The organism is Bacillus sp. FSL K6-3149 (assembly GCF_038630515.1).
Classification (GTDB): Bacteria; Bacillota; Bacilli; order Bacillales; family Bacillaceae; genus Bacillus; species Bacillus pumilus.
On sequence record NZ_CP152034.1, the window covers coordinates 1,464,112 to 1,488,163 of the forward strand.

The following is a 24,052-nucleotide window of genomic DNA, read 5'->3' on the forward strand; positions in this document are numbered from 1 at the left end:
AGACCCACGAGAAAACTCTCTCGTGGGTCTTTTTGACGAGGAAGGGGAGATTTTATTGAAGCTAGCGACGAAAATTATTATTGCCTTGTTTGTAGGTGCAATCACAGGACTATTGCTTAACATTTTTGCTCCAAATGTATTCAAAGTGTTAGACCCTTATCTATTTACGCCTCTAGGTCAAATCTTCTTAAACCTGATTAAAATGTTAGTGGTGCCGATCGTATTCTTTTCCATCACACTAGGTGTAGCAGGTCTAGGTGATCCGAAAAAGCTTGGCAGAATCGGCGTAAAAACCATTACTTATTTCCTGCTTACTACTACTTTTGCCATCATCATTGGCATTTCATTAGCCTTATTAATCAAGCCGGGAGCATTCGGTCATTTTGATACGAAAGCAGCTGATTATTCCGCAGAGGAAGCCCCATCAATGGCAGAAACACTACTCAACATCATCCCAACCAATCCAGTCCAATCTTTAGTTGAAGGAAACATGCTTCAAATCATCGTCTTTTGTGTATTTTTAGGTCTTGGCATTGCCATGCTTGGGAAGAAGACGGAAGGTTTGCTAAAGCTGTTTGAACAAGGAAATGAATTAATGATGTACCTTGTCGGCATAGTGATGAAGTTCGCACCGTACGGAACATTCGGTTTGATCGCAACTGCCATTGGCAGTCAGGGATTTGATGCGATGAAAGCGATGGGCCTTTATTTCTCGGTCGTGTTAGTTGCGCTCGTGCTGCATTTCTTCCTAACTTATGGGTCAACTGTCGCCATTTTAGCGAAGCGAAATCCGATGGCATTTTTCAAAGGATTTTCTCCAGCAATGGTTGTCGCATTTAGTACGTCAAGTAGTAACGCAGTCCTCCCAGTCTCGATGGAAACAGCCCAGAAACGTTTGAAGGTGCCGGAGCCGATTTCAAGCTTTGTACAGCCGCTTGGTGCAACCATTAATATGGATGGCACAGCGATTATGCAAGGGGTCGCGACTATTTTTATCGCGCAAGTGTATGGAGTTGAACTGACGCTTGTCCAAATGCTGACGGTTGTCTTAACGGCTGTCTTAGCAAGTATCGGTACAGCTGGTGTGCCAGGAGTTGGGCTCATTATGCTCGCTATGGTACTGAACTCTGTGAATCTGCCGGTTGAAGGCATTGCGCTCATCCTTGGCATAGACCGCTTATTAGATATGGCAAGAACCGTTGTCAATATTACAGGTGACGCCGCATGTGCGGTGATTGTGACAGAAACGGAGAAAAAACACGAGACAGACGCAGCATCACCGAACCTATCCATGTAATGTAAAAGAAGGGCTGACTCGATCAGCCTTTTTTTCATGGAGTCCCTTGTCTTGCGTGATATACTTTTAACAGAATGAGCGGTCTTATTTGCCGCTTTAGGTTTTACATCAGAAGGAGGAACCACGTTGGAATCTGCTGTTCTAAAAGTAGAGAAAGTCGATAAACGAATTGGCCGGAAAATGATCTTACAAGATATATCTATAGAAATAGGGAAAGGGGAAATCGTCGGCTTACTAGGACCAAATGGGTCTGGAAAAACAACCTTGATTCGTTTGATCGTTGGCTTGATGAAAAAAAACAATGGCCGAATCATGATCAATGGATATTCACAGGATGAGGATTTCCTACATGCGATGTCATCTGTTGGTGCAATCATAGAAAATCCCGAATTTTATTCTTATTTAACAGGCTTCGAAAACCTTGAACTGTATGCGGCGATGCACGATGGAGTGACAGAGGAACGAATACAGGAAGTGGTGAAAAGAGTTCGTCTGGAGCACGCCATTCATCAGAAGGTGAAGACATATTCACTGGGGATGAAACAAAGGCTTGGGATTGCACAAGCCATATTACATCAGCCGAACCTGCTCATTTTAGACGAACCGACAAATGGACTTGATCCTGCAGGTATGAAGGAATTCAGGGAGCACTTGCAAACGCTAGTAAGAGAAGAAGGAACGTCCGTCTTATTCGCCACACATTTATTGCATGAGGTTGAAGAGCTATGTGACCGCATGATCATCATTCAAAAAGGACAGATCAAAGCCAGTGCCATGCTTCGAGACATAGAGGGGAAAGAACAGATGCTCATGAATATTCAGCCAGTGGAAAAGGCGGCTGCGTGGCTTGATACACATGCCTATACATATGAACGAAACGGAGCGCATGTATTACTTCAATTGAACAAAGACCAAGTGCCTGAGCTGAACAAACAGCTTGTTCTGGCTGGATTTGCTGTACTTGAAATGACGCCTCAAAAGCCATCAATTGAAGAGGCATTTATGAAATGGACGGAAGGCGGGACGGCAGATGCTTCAACTCATCAAGAATGAGCATAAGAAAATTACGAGGAAAAAGATCACGTTCATTGCACTTGGATTGATTGTTGTGTTTCAATTGGCGATGGCTCTAGCGTTGAAACGAGTCATCTCCAGCTTTGGTGGACAAGACACTGTCGCCAACTATTTTGCTTATTCCACAAACGTCGTGTTTATTTTACAGGTGCTCGCGGTTGTCATTGGCGCGACCTTGATCTCAACAGAATTTCAAAAAAGAACGATCAAGTTTTTATTGATACGGCCCAAAACAAGGCTGCAAATTTTCCTGTCAAAATACATCACACTTGTGCTGACGGTCATCTATTTGTTTGTTTTTTATTATGTCATTGCTTTCCTATTTGGCTTTATTTTCTTTGGTACTGCATTTGATGAAAGTACGGGACGATTATTTGAGCATACATTTGCTGTTATCGGATCTCAGTGGGTGGAAGTGATCATGATGGCAAGCTTCGCTTTTATGTGTTCCAGCTTGTTTAGGAACAGCCTCGTTGCGCTTGTGACCTCGTTTTTTGTTTTATATGCAGCTAAATCACTTGTGCCTATTATGTCTCTTTTAGAAAATCAGTGGGGGAAAATCCTGCTTTTTGCTAATACAGACTTTACTCAGTACAGCTTTCAAGGACCGCCGCCGTTCCAAGGCATGAGCCCTTTGTTTTCTCTATTTATGGTAGGGGCGCATTTTGTTTTCTTTGTTGGCACGGCTTGGGTTCTTTTTTGGAAGCGTGATGTAAATGTGTAAAAATTGTGTCAAATAACAAGAAAAATTCGTGACATCTTTGTGAAAACGAGTCTGCATTTCACGATAACCGGCTGATTTTGTCTTATAATAAGAGGGAGTCTTGGAGGTGGCACTATCGTGAAAAATTTCATTACGGCTTTACCCATTTTGTTGCTGCTGTCGTTTTCGTTTGTGTCTTTTGCCTTCCAGTTTGATCATCTTATTTATTTCAGACTAGCGCTGGGGATCTTTTCGTTAGCGGGTCTTTTCTTTCTGTATACACTTAAAAGAAACATGAAATGGTTCATGGTTTATTTATATGCGAGCTGGATCATACTTGCAGCTGTCACAACATTTGAGGAGCCTGTCTTTTCTCAGTTCTTCTTCGGTGGTTTAACAATGACTATGGGTTATCTCACATATATGCTCATTTATTTAGGAATGAAGCAGGACCGTGTAGCGAAATCACATTAAAACAAAAGCCGATAAAATCACAGCATAGATTTTATCGGCTTTTTTTGTTGAAAAAGACAAAAGAGAGGAGCAGCCAGCTTTGACTGCTCCCCCTTATGTTTATGATTCACGTCCAGCAGCTGCAAGCTGCTTCTGATGCTTTTTGTCGATGGTTTCGTATATACTTTCCATCATTTTAGGATCGCGCATGATGGCTTTCTTGTTTTCTTCAATCAATTGCTGATACGTTTTGATTTTCTTCTTAGACATGTGACTCATCGCTCCTTTATAAGAATAGACGTCTATAGGATTCTACATAGATGAAATTGATAATCATTTTCAATTAGCACCTCTATTATACAAAGCACAATGCCGGAAGTAAAGATTATATTCAGAAAATTCATGTAATCGACAAATTCGAAGCCTAGTCGACGCTCATTCTTTCCCAGGAAATAATTTCTGTCATTTCTTGTCGTAAGAGAAGCCTCTATATAAAACATTCTTTCGCTCATTGAAACGTTTTGACTGAACAATTCGTCTTATGAAGAGATTTGATGTAAGAGATAGAGAAAAAAAGACACCAGCAAGTGTTTGCTGATGTCCTTCGTTTCACGATTTAAGAAACGTGCCCTTGAAGAAACTCTGTCACTTCTTCAGGTGATTTTGCGTTTGCACTGTGTAAATGACCTGTTTTTTCGCCATTTTTGAAAATTAACAGGCTTGGAATACCCATGACCTGATACGTTTCTGCTAATTCAGGGAAATCATCTTTGTTTATTTCAAACCATTCATGGTGAGCATACGCCTCTAAGATGTCTGGAATGAACATGTCCATTCTTGTACAGTCAGGACACCATGTTGCAAAGAATTTAACGATGACTTCTTTGTCAGATTGAATGATTTCATTGAATTGTTCAGTACTTGTGATTTTTTTCAATTTGTCACAACTCCTTTTCAATGACATTTTAATATAAAATAAAGGCGAATGACATACAAATGCTCGGGAGGCGCTTACAACTTTACAAATCATTTCAATTCCGTAACAACAAAAATTAATTAGAGCATTTTTGCTTGAAAGTGATAAGATAGTAAAGATGAATTTTAGTGGGGGGAGTATCCATTGAAAATAAGTTTAGGATTGATTTACGGCGGAAAGTCAGCCGAACATAATGTATCACTGCAAACAGCCCTTGCAGTTACAAAAGCACTTAACACTGAGAAGTTCGATATACATCCAATTTATATTACAGAAGAGGGCGAATGGCTAAGAGGAGAAAAACTCACTGAACCAGTATCAAACGTCAGAATGCTTCAATTTGAACAGAACGCAAAGACGTTTTTACCAACTTCTTTAAATGAGAGCATGTTTCCACAGCCTACATCCGCTGATGAGAAGATTGATGTTGTCTTCCCATTGTTGCACGGGCCAAATGGTGAAGATGGAACGATGCAAGGATTACTTGAACTGCTAAATATCCCGTATGTCGGCAACGGCGTTCTTGCTTCTGCCGCGGGTATGGATAAAGTCATGATGAAAGATGTTTTTGCTCAAGCAGGACTTGCACAAGCAAAGCACCTTTCCTTCAATAAAAAAGACTATGAGAAAGCCACAGCAGACAGCTTAGAACAGGTAGAACAAGTACTTGGCTATCCATGCTTTGTGAAACCTGCCAACATGGGATCAAGTGTTGGAATAAGCAAATGCCGCAGCAAAGAAGAGCTGCAAACCGCATTCGACTTGGCTTTCCAATATGATCGTCGTGTGGTCGTAGAAGAAGGCGTCGTAGGAAGAGAAATCGAGATAGGTGTATTAGGAAATGACGAGCCGAAGTGCTCTGTCGTTGGTGAAATTGCACCTAAAACAGATTTTTATGACTACAAAGCAAAATATGAAGATGGCGATACAGATTTGATCATTCCTGCGAGTGTGTCAGAAGATGAATACAAGACGATTCATGATATGGCGATTAAGGCATTTAAATCCCTAGATGGTTCTGGTCTTGTTCGTGCAGACTTCTTCCTCACAGAAAAAGGCGAAGTGTTGATCAATGAAGTGAATACAATGCCTGGATTCACACCATTCAGTATGTTCCCGCTTCTTTGGAAGCACACTGGTGTAGAGTATCCAGAGCTAATTGAAAAGCTAGTGTCACTTGCAATTGAACGCCATCAAGAAAAACAAACCATTAAAACGACTTTTTAATGTGAGCAACAAGCAGACACTATCCTTAGGTAGTGTCTCTTTTCCTTCAAACGTGAAATGAGAAAGAGAGGCGAAAAAATCATGATCAAACGTACAGTGAATCAAATCGCCCAAATGGCTGGTGGGACACTATCTAATCAAGCTTTTGGCGAAGAGCAAATTTACGGAGTGACGACAGATACACGAAAAGTATCAAAAGGTGCATTGTTTATCCCCTTAATTGGAGAACATTTTAACGGTCACACATTTGCTTCTAAAGCAGTGGAGCTTGGAGCCGCAGCCGTTCTTTGGAATCAAAAAGAAGCCAATCCACCGTTCGGTGTACCTGTCATTCTTGTCGACGATACACTGGCAGCACTGCAGCAATTGGCAAAATCATATTTAAAAGAAGAAAACCCTCGTGTTGTCGGTATTACAGGAAGTAACGGGAAAACGACAACGAAAGATATGATTCATTCCGTCTTACAAACAACGTATCAAGTTCATAAAACAGACGGTAACTTTAATAATCATATCGGTCTTCCGCTCACTATTCTTGCGATGCCAGAAGGTACAGAGATAGCTGTCTTGGAGATGGGCATGAGTGCAAAAGGCGAGATCGAGTTCTTGTCAAACCTAGCTGAGCCTGATGCAGCAGTCATCACCAATATCGGAGAATCTCATATGCAAGATTTAGGATCAAGAGAAGCCATTGCTGATGCAAAATGTGAGATCACAAAAGGGCTAAAAAAGGATGGTACCTTTTATTATTTAGGAGATGAACCTTTGATCCGCGAGAGAGCGACTGCACTTTCGCAGCAAGTGAAAACCTTTGGAGAAGCAGAGGACTGTGATATCAAGGTAACGCATATCAACCAGCTTGCAGAAGGAACTGAATTTCAGGTCGAAGGGTATGCCCAGGGGTTTCTCATTCCTGTATTAGGGAAACATAATGTAAAGAATGCCCTTGCTGCCATTGCCATAGGCCAGCATTTCGGACTGAATGAAAGACAAATCGCCCAAGGACTCATGCAAACAAAGTTAACAGGAATGCGTCTTGAACTGTTTAAAACAGAAAAAGGAATCACTGTTATCAATGATGCGTATAATGCAAGTCCTACTTCCATGAAAGCTGCCATTGATCTTGTAGGAGATATGGACGGCTTTGCAAATAGGATTCTTGTCCTTGGAGACATGCTCGAAATGGGCAGCGAGGAAGAAACGTATCATTATGAACTAGGCCGCTACATCAAGCCTGAATTCATTGATCATGTGATGACGTATGGCCGCCTAGGTGCATTCATCGCTGAAGGAGCAAAGAAATCATTCGGTGACGCGCGCGTGTCCTCATTTATGGACAAAGAGAAACTGAAGAAAAAACTTGCTGATGTAGCAGGTCCTGACGATGTTGTTCTCATCAAAGCCTCACGCGGCATGAGATTAGAAGAAGTCATTACTGCGCTATAAAAAGTGAGCGGCAAAGAAGGTGACAGAATGATTGGCTGTCTATGTATACATGGATTCACTGGCGCCCCCTATGAAGTGGAACCGCTAGCGCAATATTTAAAGCAGAAGACAGATTGGAACGTTCAGTCTGTCACGCTTCCGGGGCATGGAGATGAACTTCAGCTAAAAGGTATTCTCTATCAAGAATGGATTGCGACAGCTGAATTAGAACTTCTTTCTCTTTACAGAACATGTGATACCATTTTTTTGATCGGGTTTTCCATGGGAGGAATGATTGCTTCTTATCTTGCAGCGAAGTATCCAGTTGCTCGTCTCGTCCTTTTAAGTGCTGCGGCGAAATATGTGAATCCAAAACAAATGATTCAAGACACAAGGCAGTTGGTGAAAGAATCATTGTCTGGGCTGATTGATACGAACCCTTTGTATGATAGATACCGTCATAAGCTAACGAGCACACCGCTGTCAGCCGCTGTTGAATTTATGAAGCTGGTGAAGCAAACGAAGAGCTCCCTTGAGAAACTACACCTCCCTGTGTTAATTGTTCAAGGGGAAAGCGATGGGATTGTGCCAGCTTCAAGTGCACAATTTATTGATCATAAAATCCCGTCTCGTCAGAAAGAAGTGTTTTATTTACCTGACTGTAAACATCATGTTTGTCACGAGCCGTGTGCACAGCAATTGTTTGAAAAAGTAGAGCAATTTCTAAAAAAAACAATTTAATCTATAGAAAAGCGAAAATGTGGCTAAACTAATATAAATTGAATCCCACTTGTTAAAAATTGCATCATTTTTGTCGAATGAGTGACAAGCCTATGGTACAATAGGAAAGAAAAGGTGGCTGATTCGGTTGTTTCAATACGACGGAAAAACCTTTGTCCCGCAGTCTAATTCGAGTAACGGAGAAGTATCGGCAGGCACCATATTTCAATATCGTCAGGACGGGAATATATTAACGGGCACATATCAAGGCGGCAGTATTGTATCTGGTGTACTTGTAGGAACTGTAAATGAGGATGGAACACTTCATTTTAGATACCACCATGTCAGCAAAGACGGCAGCATGAGAAGCGGGTCTTGCAATTCTACACCTAAGCAGTTGGATAACGGAAAAATTCAACTGTTCGAAAAGTGGAAATGGATGGATGGCGATCAAAGTGATGGTGAATCTGTCATTGTGGAACAGTAGATATATCCATTTCTGTCTTGTTGAAAAACAAATAGTGTAATGGTAAGATATAAGGTAGGGTAATTCGGGCTTTGTATATAATGGACCTGTCCTTTCGGGTAAGGGCAGTTTTTAATGATCATTCACGAGATTACTGAAACAGCAATTAGAAGGAGTTTGAATAATTTGACTATAACGTTTCAAGATTTTCAATTAAGCGAAAGTCTCATGAAAGCTATTAACCGCATGGGATTTGAAGAAGCAACACCGATTCAAGCGGAAACAATTCCTCTCGGTCTTCAGAATAAAGATGTCATTGGACAAGCACAAACAGGAACAGGAAAAACTGCAGCGTTTGGTATTCCTCTTGTAGAAAAAATTGACCCAGCGTCTCCAAATATCCAAGCGATTATCATTGCGCCAACAAGAGAATTAGCGATTCAAGTATCTGAAGAGCTATACAAAATTGGCCAAGACAAGCGTGCGCGTGTACTTCCGATTTACGGTGGACAAGATATCGGTCGCCAAATCCGTTCGCTCAAGAAAAATCCTCATATCATCGTAGGGACTCCAGGACGTTTACTCGATCACATTAACCGTCGTACAATGCGTCTTCAAAATGTTGAAACTGTTGTGCTTGATGAAGCAGACGAAATGCTAAACATGGGTTTCATCGAAGACATTGAATCGATCCTTTCAAATGTACCAAGTGAACACCAAACACTTTTATTCTCTGCGACAATGCCTGCACCAATTAAGCGCATTGCAGAACGTTTCATGACAAACCCAGAACACGTAAAAGTAAAAGCGAAAGAAATGACTGTCTCTAACATCCAACAGTTCTACTTGGATATCCATGAGCGTAAGAAGTTTGATACATTGACTCGTCTTCTTGACATTCAATCACCTGAGCTTTCAATTGTCTTCGGCCGTACGAAACGCCGCGTTGACGAATTGACTGAAGCACTTAACCTTAGAGGTTATACAGCTGAAGGAATTCATGGTGACTTGACTCAAGCGAAACGTATGGTTGCGCTTCGTAAATTCAAAGAAGGTTCAATCGATGTGCTTGTAGCAACAGACGTTGCAGCACGTGGACTTGATATCTCAGGCGTAACACACGTGTATAACTTTGACGTACCACAAGATCCAGAAAGCTACGTACACCGTATTGGACGTACTGGACGTGCTGGACGTACAGGTATGGCGGTGACATTTATCACACCGCGTGAAAAAGATATGCTTCGTGCGATTGAGCAAACAACTAAACGTAAAATGGATCGTATGAAAGAACCAACACTAGATGAGGCAATCGAGGGACAACAACAAGTAACCATTGATCGTCTGCGCACAATCATCAGTGAAAACAACTTAAACTTCTACATGACAGCTGCTGCTGAATTGCTAGAAGATCATGATTCTGTCACAGTGGTTGCGGCTGCCATCAAAATGATGACAAAAGAGCCAGATGCAACGCCTGTTCGTTTGACAGATGAAGCACCAATGGTTTCAAAACGCAATCGTAACAACCGCAGCTCTTCTAAACGTAGAGACGGTGGCGGCGGAGGCGGCTATCGCGGAAAAAGTCGTTCATCTTACGGTGATAAAAAGCGTTCTTCAAATGACCGCAATCGTTCTTCTAGCGATCGCCGTCAAAAGAAATCTTATAATAGCTAATTTAAAAGCGAATCCTTTGCAGGATTCGCTTTTTTTAACAGGTTTACTGAAACTTTTTAGGCTTTCTTTCGTAATATATTGATAGAAAAGTAAGAGAATGGGGGAAGAATGTGAGAAAACAGCCGCAACGTCAAATTAGTTTAAATGGTTTAAAGGTATGGCGTCTTCAAAATGGAATTATCTCATTGATTTTCTTACTCATCATCATTGGGGTATTTGTTGCTAGTTATTATCTACAGTGGCCATATTGGATTGGCGCCATCCTCGCCGGTTTATGGGTCTTACAGGTTATTTTTGGCATTTGGCTTATACCGAAAATACGTCATCGCATCTGGCGCTACGAAGTATTCGAAAATGAAATTGAAATTCAGCATGGACTCATTCGCGTTACACGTGTGATTGTACCGATGGTGCGTGTCCAGCATGTCGATACATCACAAGGGCCGCTCTTAAGGCGCTACCGTTTGGCATCTGTTCAAATATCGACTGCTGCCACAGTTCATGATATACCGGCGCTAGAATTAGAAGAAGCAGATGAGCTTCGTGATTACATATCTCGTTTAGCAAGGGTGACGGAAGATGATGTCTGAACCAAAACGTGTACATCCAATCTCGATGTTCATTGATTTTATATCAGATGCCGTATCCATGATTAAAAACTTCATTATCCCTTTTTTCGTGCTTATTTTTGTGAACTCGAATTCGAGCATTCGTTTTTATGCATTTATCTTTCTTGGTGTGCTTCTTTTATGGAAAGCTGTTTCAACCGTTTTAGCATGGAGGCGATTTACCTACCGGATGGAAGAGGATGAATTTCGCGTGGAATCGGGCGTCATCACAAAAAAGAAAAAATATATTTCGTTAGAGCGAATTCAAACGGTGAATACAAGTGAAGGTATCTTCCAACGGATTTTTGGTTTGGTGCGGGTCCAAATCGAAACAGCTGGCGGAACAGACGGTCCGGAAGTGAGTCTGACGGCGATTACAAAAGCAGAAGCGGAACAATTAAAGCAATCGATTTTCAACCGGAAGAAAAGCTTGCAGCAAGAAGAAATGGATGAAAATGGGGATGTCCCGCATGATCCTCTGACAGCGCAGCAACCTGTAGAAAAAGAAATCAATGTTTCCTACCGAATGGGTGTACCAGAGCTGCTTTTGGCTGCGACCACTTCCAGCGGGATCGGAGTCATTATTTCTGGGTGCCTCGCCATTTACACACAAATAGATGAAATTCTTCCTTTGGACGGTTTCCTCAAGCGGTTTTCTTTTTTAAGTCATGCGAGTGTTGAGATTTATGCGATTCTCATATTTATTGCCGTATTGATTGCTTGGATTCTTAGTGTTGGGGTAACAGCCCTTCAATATGCGAATTTCACCGCGAAACGAAAAGGGAAAGACATCATCATCACAAGAGGGCTCATCGAGAGGCACCAAATGACCATTCCGCTTGCGAGAATTCAAGCAGTGAAAATCAAAGAAAATATTCTTCGTGAACCCTTTGGCTTTGCGACGGTGATGCTTGTGAGTGCAGGAGGTTCTATTACAGAAAAAGAAACCTCTTCCGTCTTATTTCCACTGATTCGGAAGAAAAAAATCAACGAACTGCTATCTCAATTCACAGATGATTATCATTTGGCGCCAGAAGCTGAACTGAAAAAGGTGCCAAAACGTTCGCTCAAGCGCTACCTGATCTCTTTCGGTTTTGTGCCATTACTTGTCGGCGTAATCCTATCTGTCCGTTTTCCGCCATGGGGGTATTTGGCACTTATTCCGCTGCCTATTGCTTTGTTTTTTGGTTATTTAGCTTATAAACAATCAGGCTATAAGATCAAAGATCCATTGATTCAACTGACATCAAGAGGCATTGGCAAAACCACTGGCATTGTCTTGAGAAAACGAATGCAAAACTATACGATGACGCAATCTTTCTTCCAAAAGAAAGGCCGAGTGGCGAGTATTCACACCTTTGTGAAATCCTCTGCGCTGCTTGATTCCTTTGGTGTGCATCACCTTGAGGAAGAAGATGCAGCACGTGTAATGGATTGGTATTCGTATGAAAAAAATAAATCTTCTTAAACAAAAAATGTCGATCCGCTTCCTGTTCATAGGAGTGATCGACATTTTTTATGAGGTTAGTAGCGTCTTTTTTTTGAATGGAAAAATAGCGTAAGAGGTGCTAGGAGCATGCCACCGATTAATCCAAATAAGTGAGCCATGATATTGATGTTCGAGTTGACGAACGTCATGATGACAGAGACTGCAAGAATCGTTAAGATCACCTGAGAATTGCCGCGGTCCATCATATGCGGTTTAAATAGAACAAGGTATAAATAAACGCCAAACAAACCGAAGATCGCACCAGACGCGCCGACATGTACATACTCTAAAGGCTCCACCCAATAGGTTCCGAGATTGCCAATGAACCCTGCACCAAGATAGATAATGAGAAATCGAACCTTCCCAAGCAAATGCTCAAGCGCTGGAGCGAATAAGAACAAAGACATAGAATTGAACAAAATATGGGTCAGACTTCCGTGGAGGAAAATAGGTGTGACGAGCCGCCACCATTCTCCAGCAGCTACACCATAATTGAAACCGACGAGATGGTCGTGACCAAGCTGTATAAGAGGGATAGGAAGCGCAAATAGAAGCCATAGACCAAATTGCAAAGCAAGGATCGTTGTGACGATTGGATACGATCTAATAAATTGTTGAAAGCTCTCCGTTCGAATAAACATAACAAACCCCTTTTGACTAGATAATGGTAAGTTTATAGTAACACGTTTATGAAGAGAACATCCAAATTAGTACGAGTCTCATAGGAGGTACCTCATGATCAAAGGAATAGGTATTGATATAGTAGAGATCAACCGGCTCGCGCGCGTGCTTAGTAGACAGCCTCGTTTACCAGAACGGATTTTAACGTTAAGTGAACAGGACATCTTTCACACACTCAGTGGAAAGAGGCAGCTGGAATTTTTGGCAGGACGTTTTGCAGCAGAGGAAGCTTTCGCTAAAGCATACGGAACGGGAATCGGCCGGCATTTAAGCTTTCATGATATGGAGATCCAGAAAGACGAACTTGGAAAACCTTTCATCAAAAGCGAAAAGACGAAGGGTGACCAGGTTCATGTGTCCATCACTCACACGAAAGAATATGCTGCTGCACAAGTTTTAATTGAAAGGTTGTCAAGCTAGTCTGCATATTGTTTGTCCCCCCTTCATATATTGGGTAGTGCGATAAGGAAGGGCGAGTTGCTAACAGGCTTTGATGGTTCGCGGTACGCAGTTAACTCTTGAGGCGTACTGTTAAAGTCAAACAAGCGGTTTCTTCCTTTTAACACAATTAACGAAGGGGTTGAAAAGGGTGAGAAAAAGCTTTGTTTTGCTTGTAACGGGAATCCTTTTTGTACTGATTCTCTCCGCATGCGGTCAAAAATCTCAGCAGGATATCGTTGGAGATTTAAACAAAAAGGCAGGGGAAATGACATCATACAAAGCCAAAGCAAAAATGACCATTGAGACAGGAAATGACCCGCAGGAGTATCAAGTAGAAATTTGGTACAAGAAGCCGGAACTTTACCGTGTCTATTTAGAAAATCCGAAAAAGGATCAGAGTCAAGTCATTTTAAGAAATGGCAATGGTGTGTTTGTGCTGACACCTTCATTGAACAAGAGCTTCCGTTTCCACAGTGATTGGCCAAATAATAGCAGTCAGGTCTACTTATTTGAGTCACTCGTGAAGGACATTAAAAATGACAGTGCCGCTCAGTTCAAAGCGAAAGATTCAAAGTATGTGTTTGAAACCAAAACTAATTATCAGCACAACCAAATGCTGCCTACCCAAGAGATTACCTTTCATAAAAAAACAATGGCGCCTGCCAGTGTGAAAGTACTGGATAGCGACAAAAAGCCAATGGTGAAAGTGGAATTCTCTCACTTTGAATTCAATAAATCCTTTGACAAAGATGCATTTGATGAGAAGAAAAACATGACACTCTCTCAAATGGATGTTGCCACAAGTGCAGACCCATCTGACAGCTTTGCGGTGAAAACGCCAGTTGACATGCCAGAGGGTGTGAAGAAGATGGAAGAGAAAGAAATGATGACAGATGCAGGTAAGCGTTATGTCATGACGTATGGCGGAAAGAAATCCTTCACACTCATTCAGGAAAAAGCGAGAGTCGCTGAAGCATCTACGCCTGTGACAATGAACGGTGAGCCAGTCGACCTTGGCATGACAGTTGGGGTTCTCACAGATCAATCCCTTTCATGGACATCTGACGGAGTGGACTACTTGATTTCTTCAAGTGATCTATCGAAGGAAGAGCTCTTGATGGTTGCAAAGAGTGTAGAAGGCCAGTCAGCTAAATAAATACCTCAGGCGAGAGCCTTAGAAATGAAACATCAGCCCTATGCATGGGCTGATGTTCTTTGATTTGTTTCACATTATTCTTGATTTTTAGTATCATATGAGGGGATTGAATCATTCAATAGGGAAGTGTGACGGATGGACACAAATGCCTTTTATAGAGACACATGGGCAGAAATTAATTTATCAGCAATCAAGCATAATGTTTCACATATGAAAAATCATATCGGTCAAAGTGTTCAACTGATGGCTGTGGTGAAAGCCAATGCATATGGACATGGAGATATAGAAGTGGCGAGAGCTGCTCTCAAAGCAGGAGCAGACGTATTAGCCGTCGCCTTTTTAGATGAGGCGGTTTCTTTAAGAAATAAAGGCATCAAAGCACCAATACTTGTACTCGGCGCAGTACCGCCGGAATATGTCAAAGTCGCCGCTCGTTACAATGTCATCATGACCGCTTACTCCATCGATTGGCTGAGAGACGTCACCAAAATGGTGAAAGGGCAGATGGGACAACCGATACGTTTTCATTTGAAAATAGACAGCGGAATGAACCGATTAGGTGTGAAAACGATAGAGCAAGTGAACGAAGTGAAAAAGCTTGTCAGCGAGCACTCTTATTTACAGCTGGAAGGCGTATTTACTCACTTTGCGACAGCAGATGAAAAGGATGAAGCCTACTTTGATCGGCAGGTCGACACCTTTCAAACACTGCTTGAGCCGCTTCATACGGACAAGCTGCTCGTTCATTGCGCCAATAGTGCTGCAGGTTTAAGGTTTAAAGACGTTTTGTTTAATATGGTTCGCCTCGGCATCAGTATGTACGGGCTGTCACCGTCTGAAGAAATCAAAGATGAATTGCCTTTCAAGCTCGAAGAAGCCATGTCTCTTCATACAAGGCTTGCCCATGTAAAGCATATTCAAGACGGTGAGAGTGTCAGCTACGGGGCGGCGTATACAGCCAATCAAGATACGTGGATCGGCACGGTTCCAGTCGGCTATGCAGATGGGTGGATCAGGAAGCTGGCAGCAACGGAAGTGCTTGTTGGCGGAAAACGCCGGAAGATCGCAGGAAGGGTTTGTATGGATCAATTCATGATTGAACTGAATGAGAAGCTTCCAGTAGGCGAGCCGGTCGTTTTGATTGGTAAGCAAGGAGAAGACATGGTATCAGTCGATGAAATCGCCAAAAGGCTTGAAACCATTAACTATGAAGTCACTTGCTCGATTGGCCACCGCGTCCCAAGAGTATATTTAGAGGACGGCGAAAGAGTGCATGTGCGGAATCCGCTCCTTCAAGGCGGGCCAAGTTTTTTATAAACAACATTCAAAAGAACGATAGTCAAACTGACTTCGTTCTTTTTTATTCGACAAAAGTAGGGTAAACATTCTCCCTTTTTTAGAGATTTTGGAAATACCGTATGATTTTCGGAAAAAAGCGTATAATGGGAAAGAGGAACTCCATTATCATCTTGATTTACGGGTGGCGAGCCGCTTCATGTTCTAATAAGAATTCATGAAAAAACAGCTTTGCTTGTGCATTGAATAATGGTATGATTAGTCTTGGAATGGATCGATACGGTATCCGTAAGTTTTGTGGAGGTGTATGTTTTTTGTCTGAATCCAGCGCAACAAATGAAATGAAGATTCGACTGCCGGAGGCTTTAATGTCTGAGATCGAACGAGTAGCAGAGCAGGATAAGGTAACAAGAAATGAATTGATCTACCGAGCGACAAAAACGTATATTCGTGAACGTAATATTCGACAAAATCGTGAATCGATGAGACGCGGCTACATGGAGATGGCGAAAATTAATCTGAATATCTCTTCAGAGGCACAATACGCAGAGTTTGAGGCTGAGAATACAGTTGAGCGATTAGTCAGCGGGGGTTAAACATTTGATTGTTAAACGCGGTGATGTTTACTTTGCTGATTTATCTCCTGTTGTTGGCTCCGAGCAGGGCGGGGTTCGCCCGGTATTGGTGATTCAAAATGACATTGGAAATCGCTTTAGCCCGACTGCTATCGTTGCAGCCATAACAGCCCAAATACAAAAAGCGAAATTACCGACTCACGTCGAAATTAATGCAAAGCGCTACGGCTTTGAACGAGATTCTGTCATTCTTTTGGAACAGATTCGTACAATCGATAAACAAAGATTGACAGATAAAATCACACATCTTGATGATGAGATGATGGAGAAGGTTGATGAAGCCTTACAAGTTAGTTTGGCTCTTATTGATTTTTAATATGGTGAGATATGGTTGCTCTACTGGGAGCAACTTTTTTTGTGTTCAATTTTTATTAACGTTATAATGAAGACAGACTAAAGAAGAGTTTTAAATGTAAGTAGGGGGTAAAACATGTCGAATCATATCGTGTTAGCTTTTGCAAGAAAGCATCAAAAGGAATTAGAAAATGAGTGGACGGACATTTTAAAACGACTCGGAGAAAAAGAAACGGACATGATGCTGAACGACAAAATGTATGAAACCATCTGTTCGGAATATGTTCAACTAATCATTACATCTCTTTCAGAGGGGTATAGTGAGGATTTTGAAGAAAAAGTGCAAAATTTTGCTTTAAAAATTGTTCAAATGGGTATATCACTTAAGTTACTGGCAAACGGTCTAACGGAAATCCGTACACATTTATATGAAAAAATGAACGATGACAAAGATACAACACAAGAAAGTCATGACCTCATTTGGCAAATCGATCGATTCATCACACCCATCCATAACGAGATCTTAAACCAGTACTCCATCTCATGGGAAAAAACCGTCAGCCTTCAAAAAATGGCGCTACAGGAACTTTCTGCCCCGCTTATTCCTGTATTTGAGCACATCACCGTCATGCCACTTGTTGGAACAATTGATACAGATCGTGCGAAAAAAATTATGGAGAATCTGCTCAATGGTGTCGTCAAACATCGCTCACAGGTCGTCTTGATTGATATCACGGGGGTACCTGTCGTAGATACAATGGTGGCCCACCATATCATTCAAGCGTCAGAGGCTGTGAGATTAGTAGGAGCGAAGTGTTTACTTGTCGGTATTCGCCCAGAAATAGCCCAAACGATCGTTAACCTTGGAATTGATTTATCTCAGGTTACAACAAAGAATACCCTTCAAAAAGGAATTCAAACTGCTTTGGAAATGACAAATCGAAAAATTGTTTCATTGGAGGGATAACCAATTGAGAAATCACCCGAAGATTCCAATCTTAAAATTATATAATTGTCTTCTGATCTCAATACAGTGGGAGCTTGATGATCAAACAGCTCTTCACTTTCAAGAAGACTTACTGAATAAAATTCATGAAACAGGAGCAAACGGTGTTGTCATTGACTTAACATCCGTCGATATGATTGATTCATTTATCGCAAAGGTATTAGGCGATGTGATCACCATGTCCAAGCTCATGGGGGCAAAAGTTGTATTAACAGGAATACAGCCGGCAGTCGCTGTGACGCTTATTGAACTTGGTATATCGCTGGAAGAAATTCAAACAGCACTAGATCTTGAACAAGGGCTTGAGACACTGAAGCGGGAATTGGGGGAATAGATATGAAAGACCAATCCTGTGTGAAAATATTGACGGAATGGGATATAGTCGCAGCAAGACAATTGGGGCGCAATGTTGCAAAAGAACTTGGTTTTGGAACAGTTGACCAAGCAAGAATTACGACGGCCATTTCAGAATTAGCTCGAAACATCTATTTATACGCTGGTAAAGGTCAGATTTGTATAGAAGAAGTGATGGAGCGCGGAAAGCGTGGACTTAAGGTCATCGCAGCCGATGAGGGGCCTGGCATCATGGATATACGTAAAGTGATGGAAGACGGATTTTCTACATCAGGCGGACTCGGAGCAGGCTTGCCGGGCGTCAGAAGACTGATGGATGAATTTAAATTAGATTCTGCACCAGAACAAGGAACGGAGATACAAGCTGTTAAGTGGCTTCGCTAGGAGGGAAACCATGGATTTTAAGGAGGTAATGGAGCAGCGGTACCATCAGCTGCTCAGTCGTTATATCAGTGATTTAACTGAAACATCGCTTTATCAAGCTCAAAAATTTAGCCGTAAAACCATTGAGCATCAAATACCTCCTGAAGAAATAGTGAGTGTTCACCGAAAAGTGATTCAGGAGCTTTACCCTGATTTGCCGGAAGATGTTTTTCATTCACTAGACTTCTTAATTGAAGTCATGATTGGGTACGGACTTGCCTATCAGGAACATTTAACACTTAGAGGCATTCAGCAAGAAATTAAATCTGAAATTGAAATTGCTGCAAATGTTCAGCAAACCCTTCTGGAAACGAAAATTCCAGAAGGAGATACGTTCGATATTGGGGCGATCAGTGTACCGGCAAAACAGATGAGTGGAGATTATTACCATTTCGTCACTGATCACGATACGATTAATATTGCGATCGCAGATGTCATTGGAAAGGGAATCCCAGCTGCGCTTTGTATGTCGATGATTAAATATGCGATGGATTCCTTGCCAGAGTCAGGGAGCGGTCCAACTAAAGTGCTGAAAACCCTTAATCGTGTTGTCGAGCAAAACGTAGACCCAAGTATGTTTATCACCATGTTTTATGGCAGTTATAATAAAGAAACGCATGAATTTAAATATGCATCGGCTGGTCATGAGCCGGGCTTTTTCTATTGCAATAAAGAGAACAAATTTTACGATTTAGATGCAAAAGGGCTTGTACTTGGAATCGCACCAGATTTTGATTATAAGCAGTATGAGAAGCATTTGGACGTAGGAGATATGGTGATCTTATTCTCCGATGGTGTTACAGAATCTAAGTCGGAGGACGGCTTTTTAGAGCGGGAGGATATCAAAGCGCTTATAGCAGAGCACCTACCCTACTCAGCTCAGGAAATGGTCGATGCCATCTATGCCAGCTTACTCAAGCTACAAGATTTTCAGCTTCACGATGACTTCACTTTACTTGTGCTCAAAAGAAAGGTTTAGAAAGTGAAGATGCGGGTATATAAAATTCTAGGAAACAAGAATTTCGAGGTGAATGCATAATGAATATGACAGTGAAAGAGCATCAAATAGATCAAAAAACGAAAATTAGTGTCAGCGGAGAAATTGATGTGTACTCTGCTCCTCAGCTAAGAGAAACACTCATGCCTAAAGCCGAGGCGGGAGAGCATCTTGAGATCTGTTTGAAGGATGTTACGTATATGGATAGTACAGGATTAGGTGTATTTGTTGGGCTGTTTAAAGCGGCTCAAAAAGCAGGTGGAACACTAAAGCTTGAGAACTTGTCAGATCGGCTTGTAAGGTTGTTTGAAATTACTGGACTAAAGGACATCATTGACATTTCTGCAAAGACAGAGGGTGGGGTACAATGAACGAATCAGTAGATCTAATCGAGATGAAAATCCCAGCGAAACCAGAATACGTAGGCATCATCCGCCTGACTCTTTCAGGCGTAGCAAGTCGAATGGGTTATGCCTATGAAGAGATTGAGGACTTAAAAATTGCGGTCAGTGAGGCCTGTACAAATGCAGTTCAGCATGCCTACAAAGGTGAAAATGGCGAAGATGGAGAGGTAGCTGTTCGCTTTCTTGTCTACGAAGATCGTCTAGAAATCATTGTCGCGGACAAAGGCGGTAGCTTTGACTTTAAGCAAAAGCAGGAAGACCTAGGGCCGTATACATCTGCTCATACGGTGGATCAATTGGCAGAAGGAGGTCTTGGTTTATACTTAATGCAAACATTGATGGATGAAGTCGAGGTGCAAGCAAACTCCGGAGTTACCGTTGCGATGACAAAGTTTTTAAACAGGGAGCGAGTTGACCATGACACAACCATCCAAAACTATGAAACTAACTAAAGATGAAGTGGATCGCCTTATCCAAAGCTATCAATCCAACCAAGATGAGCAGGCGCAGCTCACGCTGGTCGAATGCTATACAAACTTGGTTGATATGCTGGCAAAAAAATATTCAAAAGGAAAAAGCTTTCATGAGGACCTCAGACAAGTTGGAATGATTGGTTTACTTGGCGCCATTAAGCGATACGATCCGCTAGTCGGTAAATCATTTGAAGCCTTTGCTATTCCAACCATCATCGGGGAAATCAAACGCTTTTTACGAGATAAAACATGGAGTGTCCATGTACCAAGGCGAATCAAAGAGCTTGGACCAAGAATCAAGATGGCTGTTGATCATCTAACAACAGAGACGCAAAAATCACCGCAAGTCCAAGAAATTGCAGAATACCTAGATGTGACAGAGGAAGAAGTACTGGAAACCATGGAGATGGGCAAAAGCTATCAAGCACTGTCTGTTGACCAAGGCGTAGAGGCTGATTCTGAAGGAAGCACAGTCACCATTTTAGACGTTGTTGGCTCACAGGAAGAGGGCTACGAACGTGTAAACCAAAAAATGATGCTTGAGAGTGTGCTTCATGTTCTGACAGATCGGGAAAAAGAGATTATCAATCTGACTTATTTGCAAAATAAGAGTCAAAAAGAAACAGGCGATTTACTAGGGATATCCCAAATGCATGTATCGAGACTGCAACGGAAGGCAGTTAAAAAGCTACGAGATGCATTATCAGAAGATGCGTCTATGGAGCTAGGGTAATGAAGCAGATTGAACAGCATGAGCATGTGAATGCCATTATCTATCAATCGAATAAAGAAGGGAAATCATGCTGCGGGGACAGTTTTTTTATTAAAGCAGATGATGAAGAACTAATTTGTGCTGTGGCAGACGGATTAGGCAGCGGTCAGTTCGCCAATGAATCATCTTCTTTAGTCAGCGAAATTGTCGAAGAATATGGACATGAGGATATGACGACCCTCATCGACAGATGCAATCAGGCGATGAAAAATAAACGCGGAGCCACTGTAGCCATATTAAAGGTGAATTTTTCCCAGCAGCAGTTTACCTATTGTTCGGTTGGTAATATTCGGTTCATCTTGAATGCCCCTTCTGGCGACTATATTTATCCACTTCCGACATCAGGATACTTATCAGGGAAACCTAGAAAATATAAAACATACACCTATTCCTACGAAAAAGGATCGACATTCATTATGTATTCAGACGGACTGAATGTGCCAAACATGAGAATGTGTTTAAAGCATAGTCATTCAGTTGCAGACATTGCCAAACAGCTTGAAACATACACACAAGACAAAAAGGACGATCTCACCTATGTACTTGGTCAGCTCACGTAAAATAGCTGACCTTTTTTCTGTTTTGCCGATTTTTTTGATACACTAAAAGAGAAGACACAGTGAGGGGATGCAAAGTATGAAGACATCTGACTTTTTATTGAAACAAATTGCAACAGAATTAAAGCTTTCAACAAAACAAATTGAAAGTGTCATCAAGCTCTTAGAGGATGGTAACACCGTCCCGTTTATTGCCCGTTACCGGAAAGAGCAGACAGGCTCTCTGGATGAGGTGCAAATTCAAACCATTTCAGAGCGCTATACATATATCCAAAATGTCATGAACCGAAAAGAAGAAGTCATTCGCTTAATCGCAGAACAAGACAAACTGACGGATGAATTAAAACAAAAAATTGAACAAGCTCATAAACTGCAAGAGGTCGAAGATTTATACCGACCATTCAAACAAAAACGTAAAACAAAGGCGAATGTAGCCAAAGCAAAAGGGCTCGAGCCGCTGGCAGAATATATACTCACCTTGCCAAGCGATGAGATCGAGAAGAAGGCCGCTTCTTTTATCAACGAAGAAAAAGAAGTAACAAGTGTAGAAGAGGCACTTGAAGGCGCGCAGCACATCATTGCTGAACAGCTGGCAGATGATCCTGATATGCGGAAATGGATTCGCAGCGAAACGTACCAAAAGGGAAGTCTGGTCACATCAGGAAAAGACATCGAGAGCGATGAGAAAAATGTCTATGAAATGTATTACGATTATCAAGAGCCCATCAAAAAGATAGTGCCTCACCGCGTACTAGCGGTCAATCGTGGAGAGAAAGAAGGCATCTTAAAGGCAGCCATCGAGCCACCTGCTGAAAATATTCGTTTCTATCTCGACAAACAAGTCATAAAAGGCAAACAGACGACGGCGAGACCGTTTATCGAAGCGGCAATTGACGATGCGTATAAACGCCTCATTCAGCCTTCCATCGAACGAGAAATACGCAAAGAGCTGACAGAAAAGGCAGAGGAACAAGCGATTCATATTTTTGCTGAAAACTTAAGAAAACTGCTGCTTCAGCCGCCGATGAAAGGGAAGCGTGTACTTGGAGTGGACCCTGCGTTTCGTACAGGCTGTAAATTAGCCGTCGTGGATGATACAGGAAAAGTCCATCATATAGGCGTCATTTACCCGCACCCGCCTGTACAGAAAAAAGCGGAAGCGAAACAAAAAGTGAAAGAGATCATTCAATCATCTAACATTGAAGTCATTGCGATTGGAAATGGAACAGCCTCAAGAGAGACCGAACAATTCATTGCAGACCTCATTCAAGAGCTGGATCAGCCGGTCTCCTATTTGATTGTGAATGAAGCAGGGGCAAGTGTATACTCTGCGTCTGCACTGGCGCGAGAAGAGTTTCCAGACCTGCAAGTCGAAGAACGAAGTGCTATATCCATTGCTCGAAGATTACAAGATCCTTTAGCAGAGCTCGTGAAAATTGATCCGAAGTCTGTCGGAGTGGGCCAATACCAGCATGACGTGAGCCAAAAACAATTAAACAGCTCGTTAACCTTCGTGGTAGAGACGGTCGTCAACCAAGTCGGTGTGAACGTCAATACGGCCTCACAGGCGCTGCTGCAATATGTGTCAGGTCTTTCAAAAGCTGTCGCAGGGAATATCATCAAGCGCCGCGAAGAGATTGGAAGATTCACAAGCAGAAAAGAGCTAAAGGACATTCCAAGACTTGGGGCAAAGACTTATGAGCAGTGTATCGGTTTCCTGCGCATTGCAGACGGACAAGATCCACTTGACCGGACAGGCATTCACCCAGAGAGCTATAAAGAAACAAAACAGTTCTTACGCATGATCAAGATGACACCAAATGATCTTGGCACAGACCAGTTAAAGGAGAAAATCGCAGAGGTCAAGCTGGACGAAGCAGCAGAGCAGCTTGATATTGGTATCATTACACTACAAGATATCGTCGATCAGCTGACAAGACCTGAGCGTGATCCGCGCGATGAAGTACCAAAACCTCTTTTAAAAACAGATGTGTTGAAATTAGAGGACTTGAAGCAAGGAATGGAGCTGCAAGGTACAGTGAGAAACGTTGTAGACTTCGGCGCATTCGTTGATATTGGTGTAAAACAGGACGGGCTTGTCCATATTTCCAAGCTCAGCAACCGCTTTGTGAAGCATCCGCTTGACGTTGTATCAGTTGGTGACATTGTGACTGTATGGGTGGACTCCGTTGACCAGACAAAAGGCCGCGTTGCCCTCTCCATGCTGAAACCAGAGTAAACAAAAAACGAGGCGCACCTCAGGATGGGGTGTGCCTTGATGCGACTGAATGTTTTTTTCTGTAGAAGTACCAGCATTGATTCAACAACTTGATTTGGTAATGATTTTTTTCGAAAAAAGCCTTCTGCATCTGATTTTTCAGCCAGTTGGGCATCGCCCATTCCTCCTTTGATCGAAACAGTGGGTGTACCTTCAATGTATGCAAAGGG

Annotated in this window: 29 protein-coding genes; 25 read left to right on the forward strand and 4 right to left on the reverse strand. The window is 42.1% G+C overall.

Going from position 1 to position 24,052, the window contains the following annotated elements; genetic code table 11:
- Positions 1-55 precede the first annotated feature (55 nt).
- From MHB83_RS07390 to MHB83_RS07405, 4 genes are all read left to right on the forward strand, one after another.
- The gene (locus MHB83_RS07390; protein ID WP_034620244.1) at positions 56-1,297 is read left to right on the forward strand and encodes a dicarboxylate/amino acid:cation symporter; all 1,242 of its coding nucleotides are present in this window, start codon (positions 56-58) and stop codon (positions 1,295-1,297) included.
- Between the two features lie 126 nt (positions 1,298-1,423).
- Positions 1,424-2,350 (forward strand): ABC transporter ATP-binding protein, encoded by a 927-nt coding sequence (locus tag MHB83_RS07395; protein WP_050945542.1) that lies wholly within the window; start codon positions 1,424-1,426, stop codon positions 2,348-2,350.
- A complete protein-coding gene (locus MHB83_RS07400; protein WP_284905685.1) occupies positions 2,328-3,095 on the forward strand; it encodes an ABC transporter permease in 768 nt (255 codons plus the stop codon). Before MHB83_RS07395 ends, MHB83_RS07400 begins: the two co-directional genes overlap by 23 nt.
- Positions 3,096-3,212: 117 nt before the next feature.
- On the forward strand, positions 3,213-3,548 hold the full coding sequence (locus MHB83_RS07405) for a hypothetical protein (protein WP_003214381.1): 336 nt from the start codon (positions 3,213-3,215) through the stop codon (positions 3,546-3,548).
- A gap of 99 nt (positions 3,549-3,647) precedes the next feature.
- On the opposite strand, the gene fbpB is transcribed toward MHB83_RS07405, so the two are convergent.
- Together fbpB and MHB83_RS07415 are read right to left on the reverse strand one after the other, a co-directional pair.
- A complete protein-coding gene (gene fbpB, locus MHB83_RS07410) occupies positions 3,648-3,797 on the reverse strand; it encodes a Fur-regulated basic protein FbpB (RefSeq protein ID WP_003214266.1) in 150 nt (49 codons plus the stop codon).
- A 346-nt stretch (positions 3,798-4,143) separates the two neighbouring features.
- The gene (locus tag MHB83_RS07415) at positions 4,144-4,464 is read right to left on the reverse strand and encodes a thioredoxin family protein (RefSeq protein ID WP_034663973.1); all 321 of its coding nucleotides are present in this window, start codon (positions 4,462-4,464) and stop codon (positions 4,144-4,146) included.
- Positions 4,465-4,647: 183 nt separating this feature from the next.
- Between MHB83_RS07415 and MHB83_RS07420 the strand changes: the two genes are divergently transcribed.
- The 7 genes from MHB83_RS07420 to MHB83_RS07450 all read left to right on the forward strand — a co-directional run bounded on the left by MHB83_RS07420 (position 4,648) and on the right by MHB83_RS07450 (position 12,094).
- Positions 4,648-5,730, forward strand: coding sequence for a D-alanine--D-alanine ligase (locus MHB83_RS07420; protein WP_340865555.1), 1,083 nt, complete (start codon positions 4,648-4,650; stop codon positions 5,728-5,730).
- Positions 5,731-5,811: 81 nt separating this feature from the next.
- Positions 5,812-7,176, forward strand: a complete 1,365-nt coding sequence (gene murF / locus MHB83_RS07425; RefSeq protein ID WP_226804678.1) for a UDP-N-acetylmuramoyl-tripeptide--D-alanyl-D-alanine ligase — start codon at positions 5,812-5,814, stop codon at positions 7,174-7,176.
- A gap of 27 nt (positions 7,177-7,203) precedes the next feature.
- Positions 7,204-7,896 carry an alpha/beta fold hydrolase gene (locus tag MHB83_RS07430; protein ID WP_003214409.1) on the forward strand — a complete coding sequence of 231 codons (693 nt, stop codon included), beginning with the start codon at positions 7,204-7,206 and terminating at the stop codon, positions 7,894-7,896.
- Between the two features lie 127 nt (positions 7,897-8,023).
- Positions 8,024-8,362, forward strand: a complete 339-nt coding sequence (locus tag MHB83_RS07435; protein WP_003213982.1) for a hypothetical protein — start codon at positions 8,024-8,026, stop codon at positions 8,360-8,362.
- A 165-nt stretch (positions 8,363-8,527) separates the two neighbouring features.
- Entirely contained in the window at positions 8,528-10,018 is a 1,491-nt protein-coding gene (locus MHB83_RS07440; protein ID WP_003214093.1) for a DEAD/DEAH box helicase, read from the forward strand.
- Positions 10,019-10,128: 110 nt separating this feature from the next.
- Positions 10,129-10,608: a PH domain-containing protein gene (locus MHB83_RS07445; RefSeq protein WP_003214135.1), complete on the forward strand. Its 480-nt coding sequence runs from the start codon at positions 10,129-10,131 to the stop codon at positions 10,606-10,608.
- Positions 10,598-12,094, forward strand: a complete 1,497-nt coding sequence (locus MHB83_RS07450; protein ID WP_342496776.1) for a PH domain-containing protein — start codon at positions 10,598-10,600, stop codon at positions 12,092-12,094. Before MHB83_RS07445 ends, MHB83_RS07450 begins: the two co-directional genes overlap by 11 nt.
- 56 nt (positions 12,095-12,150) lie before the next feature.
- Here the strand turns inward: MHB83_RS07450 and MHB83_RS07455 are convergent, their stop codons facing one another.
- Positions 12,151-12,756 (reverse strand): rhomboid family intramembrane serine protease, encoded by a 606-nt coding sequence (locus tag MHB83_RS07455; RefSeq protein ID WP_342496777.1) that lies wholly within the window; start codon positions 12,754-12,756, stop codon positions 12,151-12,153.
- 94 nt (positions 12,757-12,850) lie between these two features.
- On the opposite strand from MHB83_RS07455, the gene acpS reads away from it, so the two are divergent.
- The 14 genes from acpS to MHB83_RS07525 all read left to right on the forward strand — a co-directional run bounded on the left by acpS (position 12,851) and on the right by MHB83_RS07525 (position 23,843).
- Positions 12,851-13,216, forward strand: coding sequence for a holo-ACP synthase (gene acpS / locus MHB83_RS07460; RefSeq protein ID WP_342496778.1), 366 nt, complete (start codon positions 12,851-12,853; stop codon positions 13,214-13,216).
- A 160-nt stretch (positions 13,217-13,376) separates the two neighbouring features.
- Positions 13,377-14,393: an outer membrane lipoprotein carrier protein LolA gene (locus MHB83_RS07465; RefSeq protein WP_106030172.1), complete on the forward strand. Its 1,017-nt coding sequence runs from the start codon at positions 13,377-13,379 to the stop codon at positions 14,391-14,393.
- A gap of 135 nt (positions 14,394-14,528) precedes the next feature.
- Positions 14,529-15,710: an alanine racemase gene (gene alr, locus MHB83_RS07470; protein WP_342496779.1), complete on the forward strand. Its 1,182-nt coding sequence runs from the start codon at positions 14,529-14,531 to the stop codon at positions 15,708-15,710.
- Positions 15,711-16,003: 293 nt separating this feature from the next.
- Entirely contained in the window at positions 16,004-16,285 is a 282-nt protein-coding gene (locus tag MHB83_RS07475; RefSeq protein WP_003214273.1) for a hypothetical protein, read from the forward strand.
- Positions 16,286-16,289: 4 nt separating this feature from the next.
- The gene (gene ndoA, locus MHB83_RS07480) at positions 16,290-16,640 is read left to right on the forward strand and encodes a type II toxin-antitoxin system endoribonuclease NdoA (RefSeq protein WP_003214169.1); all 351 of its coding nucleotides are present in this window, start codon (positions 16,290-16,292) and stop codon (positions 16,638-16,640) included.
- Positions 16,641-16,754: 114 nt separating this feature from the next.
- Positions 16,755-17,585, forward strand: coding sequence for an RsbT co-antagonist protein RsbRA (locus MHB83_RS07485; RefSeq protein ID WP_003214372.1), 831 nt, complete (start codon positions 16,755-16,757; stop codon positions 17,583-17,585).
- A gap of 4 nt (positions 17,586-17,589) precedes the next feature.
- The gene (rsbS, locus tag MHB83_RS07490) at positions 17,590-17,958 is read left to right on the forward strand and encodes an RsbT antagonist protein RsbS (protein WP_003214235.1); all 369 of its coding nucleotides are present in this window, start codon (positions 17,590-17,592) and stop codon (positions 17,956-17,958) included.
- Positions 17,959-17,960: 2 nt separating this feature from the next.
- A complete protein-coding gene (locus tag MHB83_RS07495; RefSeq protein ID WP_003214085.1) occupies positions 17,961-18,362 on the forward strand; it encodes an anti-sigma regulatory factor in 402 nt (133 codons plus the stop codon).
- 10 nt (positions 18,363-18,372) lie between these two features.
- Positions 18,373-19,380, forward strand: coding sequence for a PP2C family protein-serine/threonine phosphatase (locus MHB83_RS07500; protein WP_003213895.1), 1,008 nt, complete (start codon positions 18,373-18,375; stop codon positions 19,378-19,380).
- A 59-nt stretch (positions 19,381-19,439) separates the two neighbouring features.
- On the forward strand, positions 19,440-19,769 hold the full coding sequence (locus MHB83_RS07505; RefSeq protein ID WP_003213847.1) for an anti-sigma factor antagonist: 330 nt from the start codon (positions 19,440-19,442) through the stop codon (positions 19,767-19,769).
- Complete coding sequence (gene rsbW, locus MHB83_RS07510) at positions 19,766-20,254, forward strand: anti-sigma B factor RsbW (protein WP_003214356.1); 489 nt, start codon at positions 19,766-19,768, stop codon at positions 20,252-20,254. The genes MHB83_RS07505 and rsbW overlap by 4 nt, the downstream gene beginning before the upstream one ends.
- Positions 20,220-21,008, forward strand: a complete 789-nt coding sequence (gene sigB, locus MHB83_RS07515) for an RNA polymerase sigma factor SigB (RefSeq protein ID WP_003214304.1) — start codon at positions 20,220-20,222, stop codon at positions 21,006-21,008. The genes rsbW and sigB overlap by 35 nt, the downstream gene beginning before the upstream one ends.
- Positions 21,008-21,607, forward strand: coding sequence for a PP2C family serine/threonine-protein phosphatase (locus MHB83_RS07520; protein WP_003214034.1), 600 nt, complete (start codon positions 21,008-21,010; stop codon positions 21,605-21,607). The genes sigB and MHB83_RS07520 overlap by 1 nt, the downstream gene beginning before the upstream one ends.
- Positions 21,608-21,683: 76 nt before the next feature.
- Positions 21,684-23,843 carry a Tex family protein gene (locus MHB83_RS07525; protein WP_342496780.1) on the forward strand — a complete coding sequence of 720 codons (2,160 nt, stop codon included), beginning with the start codon at positions 21,684-21,686 and terminating at the stop codon, positions 23,841-23,843.
- A gap of 19 nt (positions 23,844-23,862) precedes the next feature.
- On the opposite strand, the gene cmpA is transcribed toward MHB83_RS07525, so the two are convergent.
- A complete protein-coding gene (gene cmpA / locus MHB83_RS07530) occupies positions 23,863-23,997 on the reverse strand; it encodes a cortex morphogenetic protein CmpA (RefSeq protein WP_012009003.1) in 135 nt (44 codons plus the stop codon).
- Between the last annotated feature and the right edge of the window lie 55 nt (positions 23,998-24,052).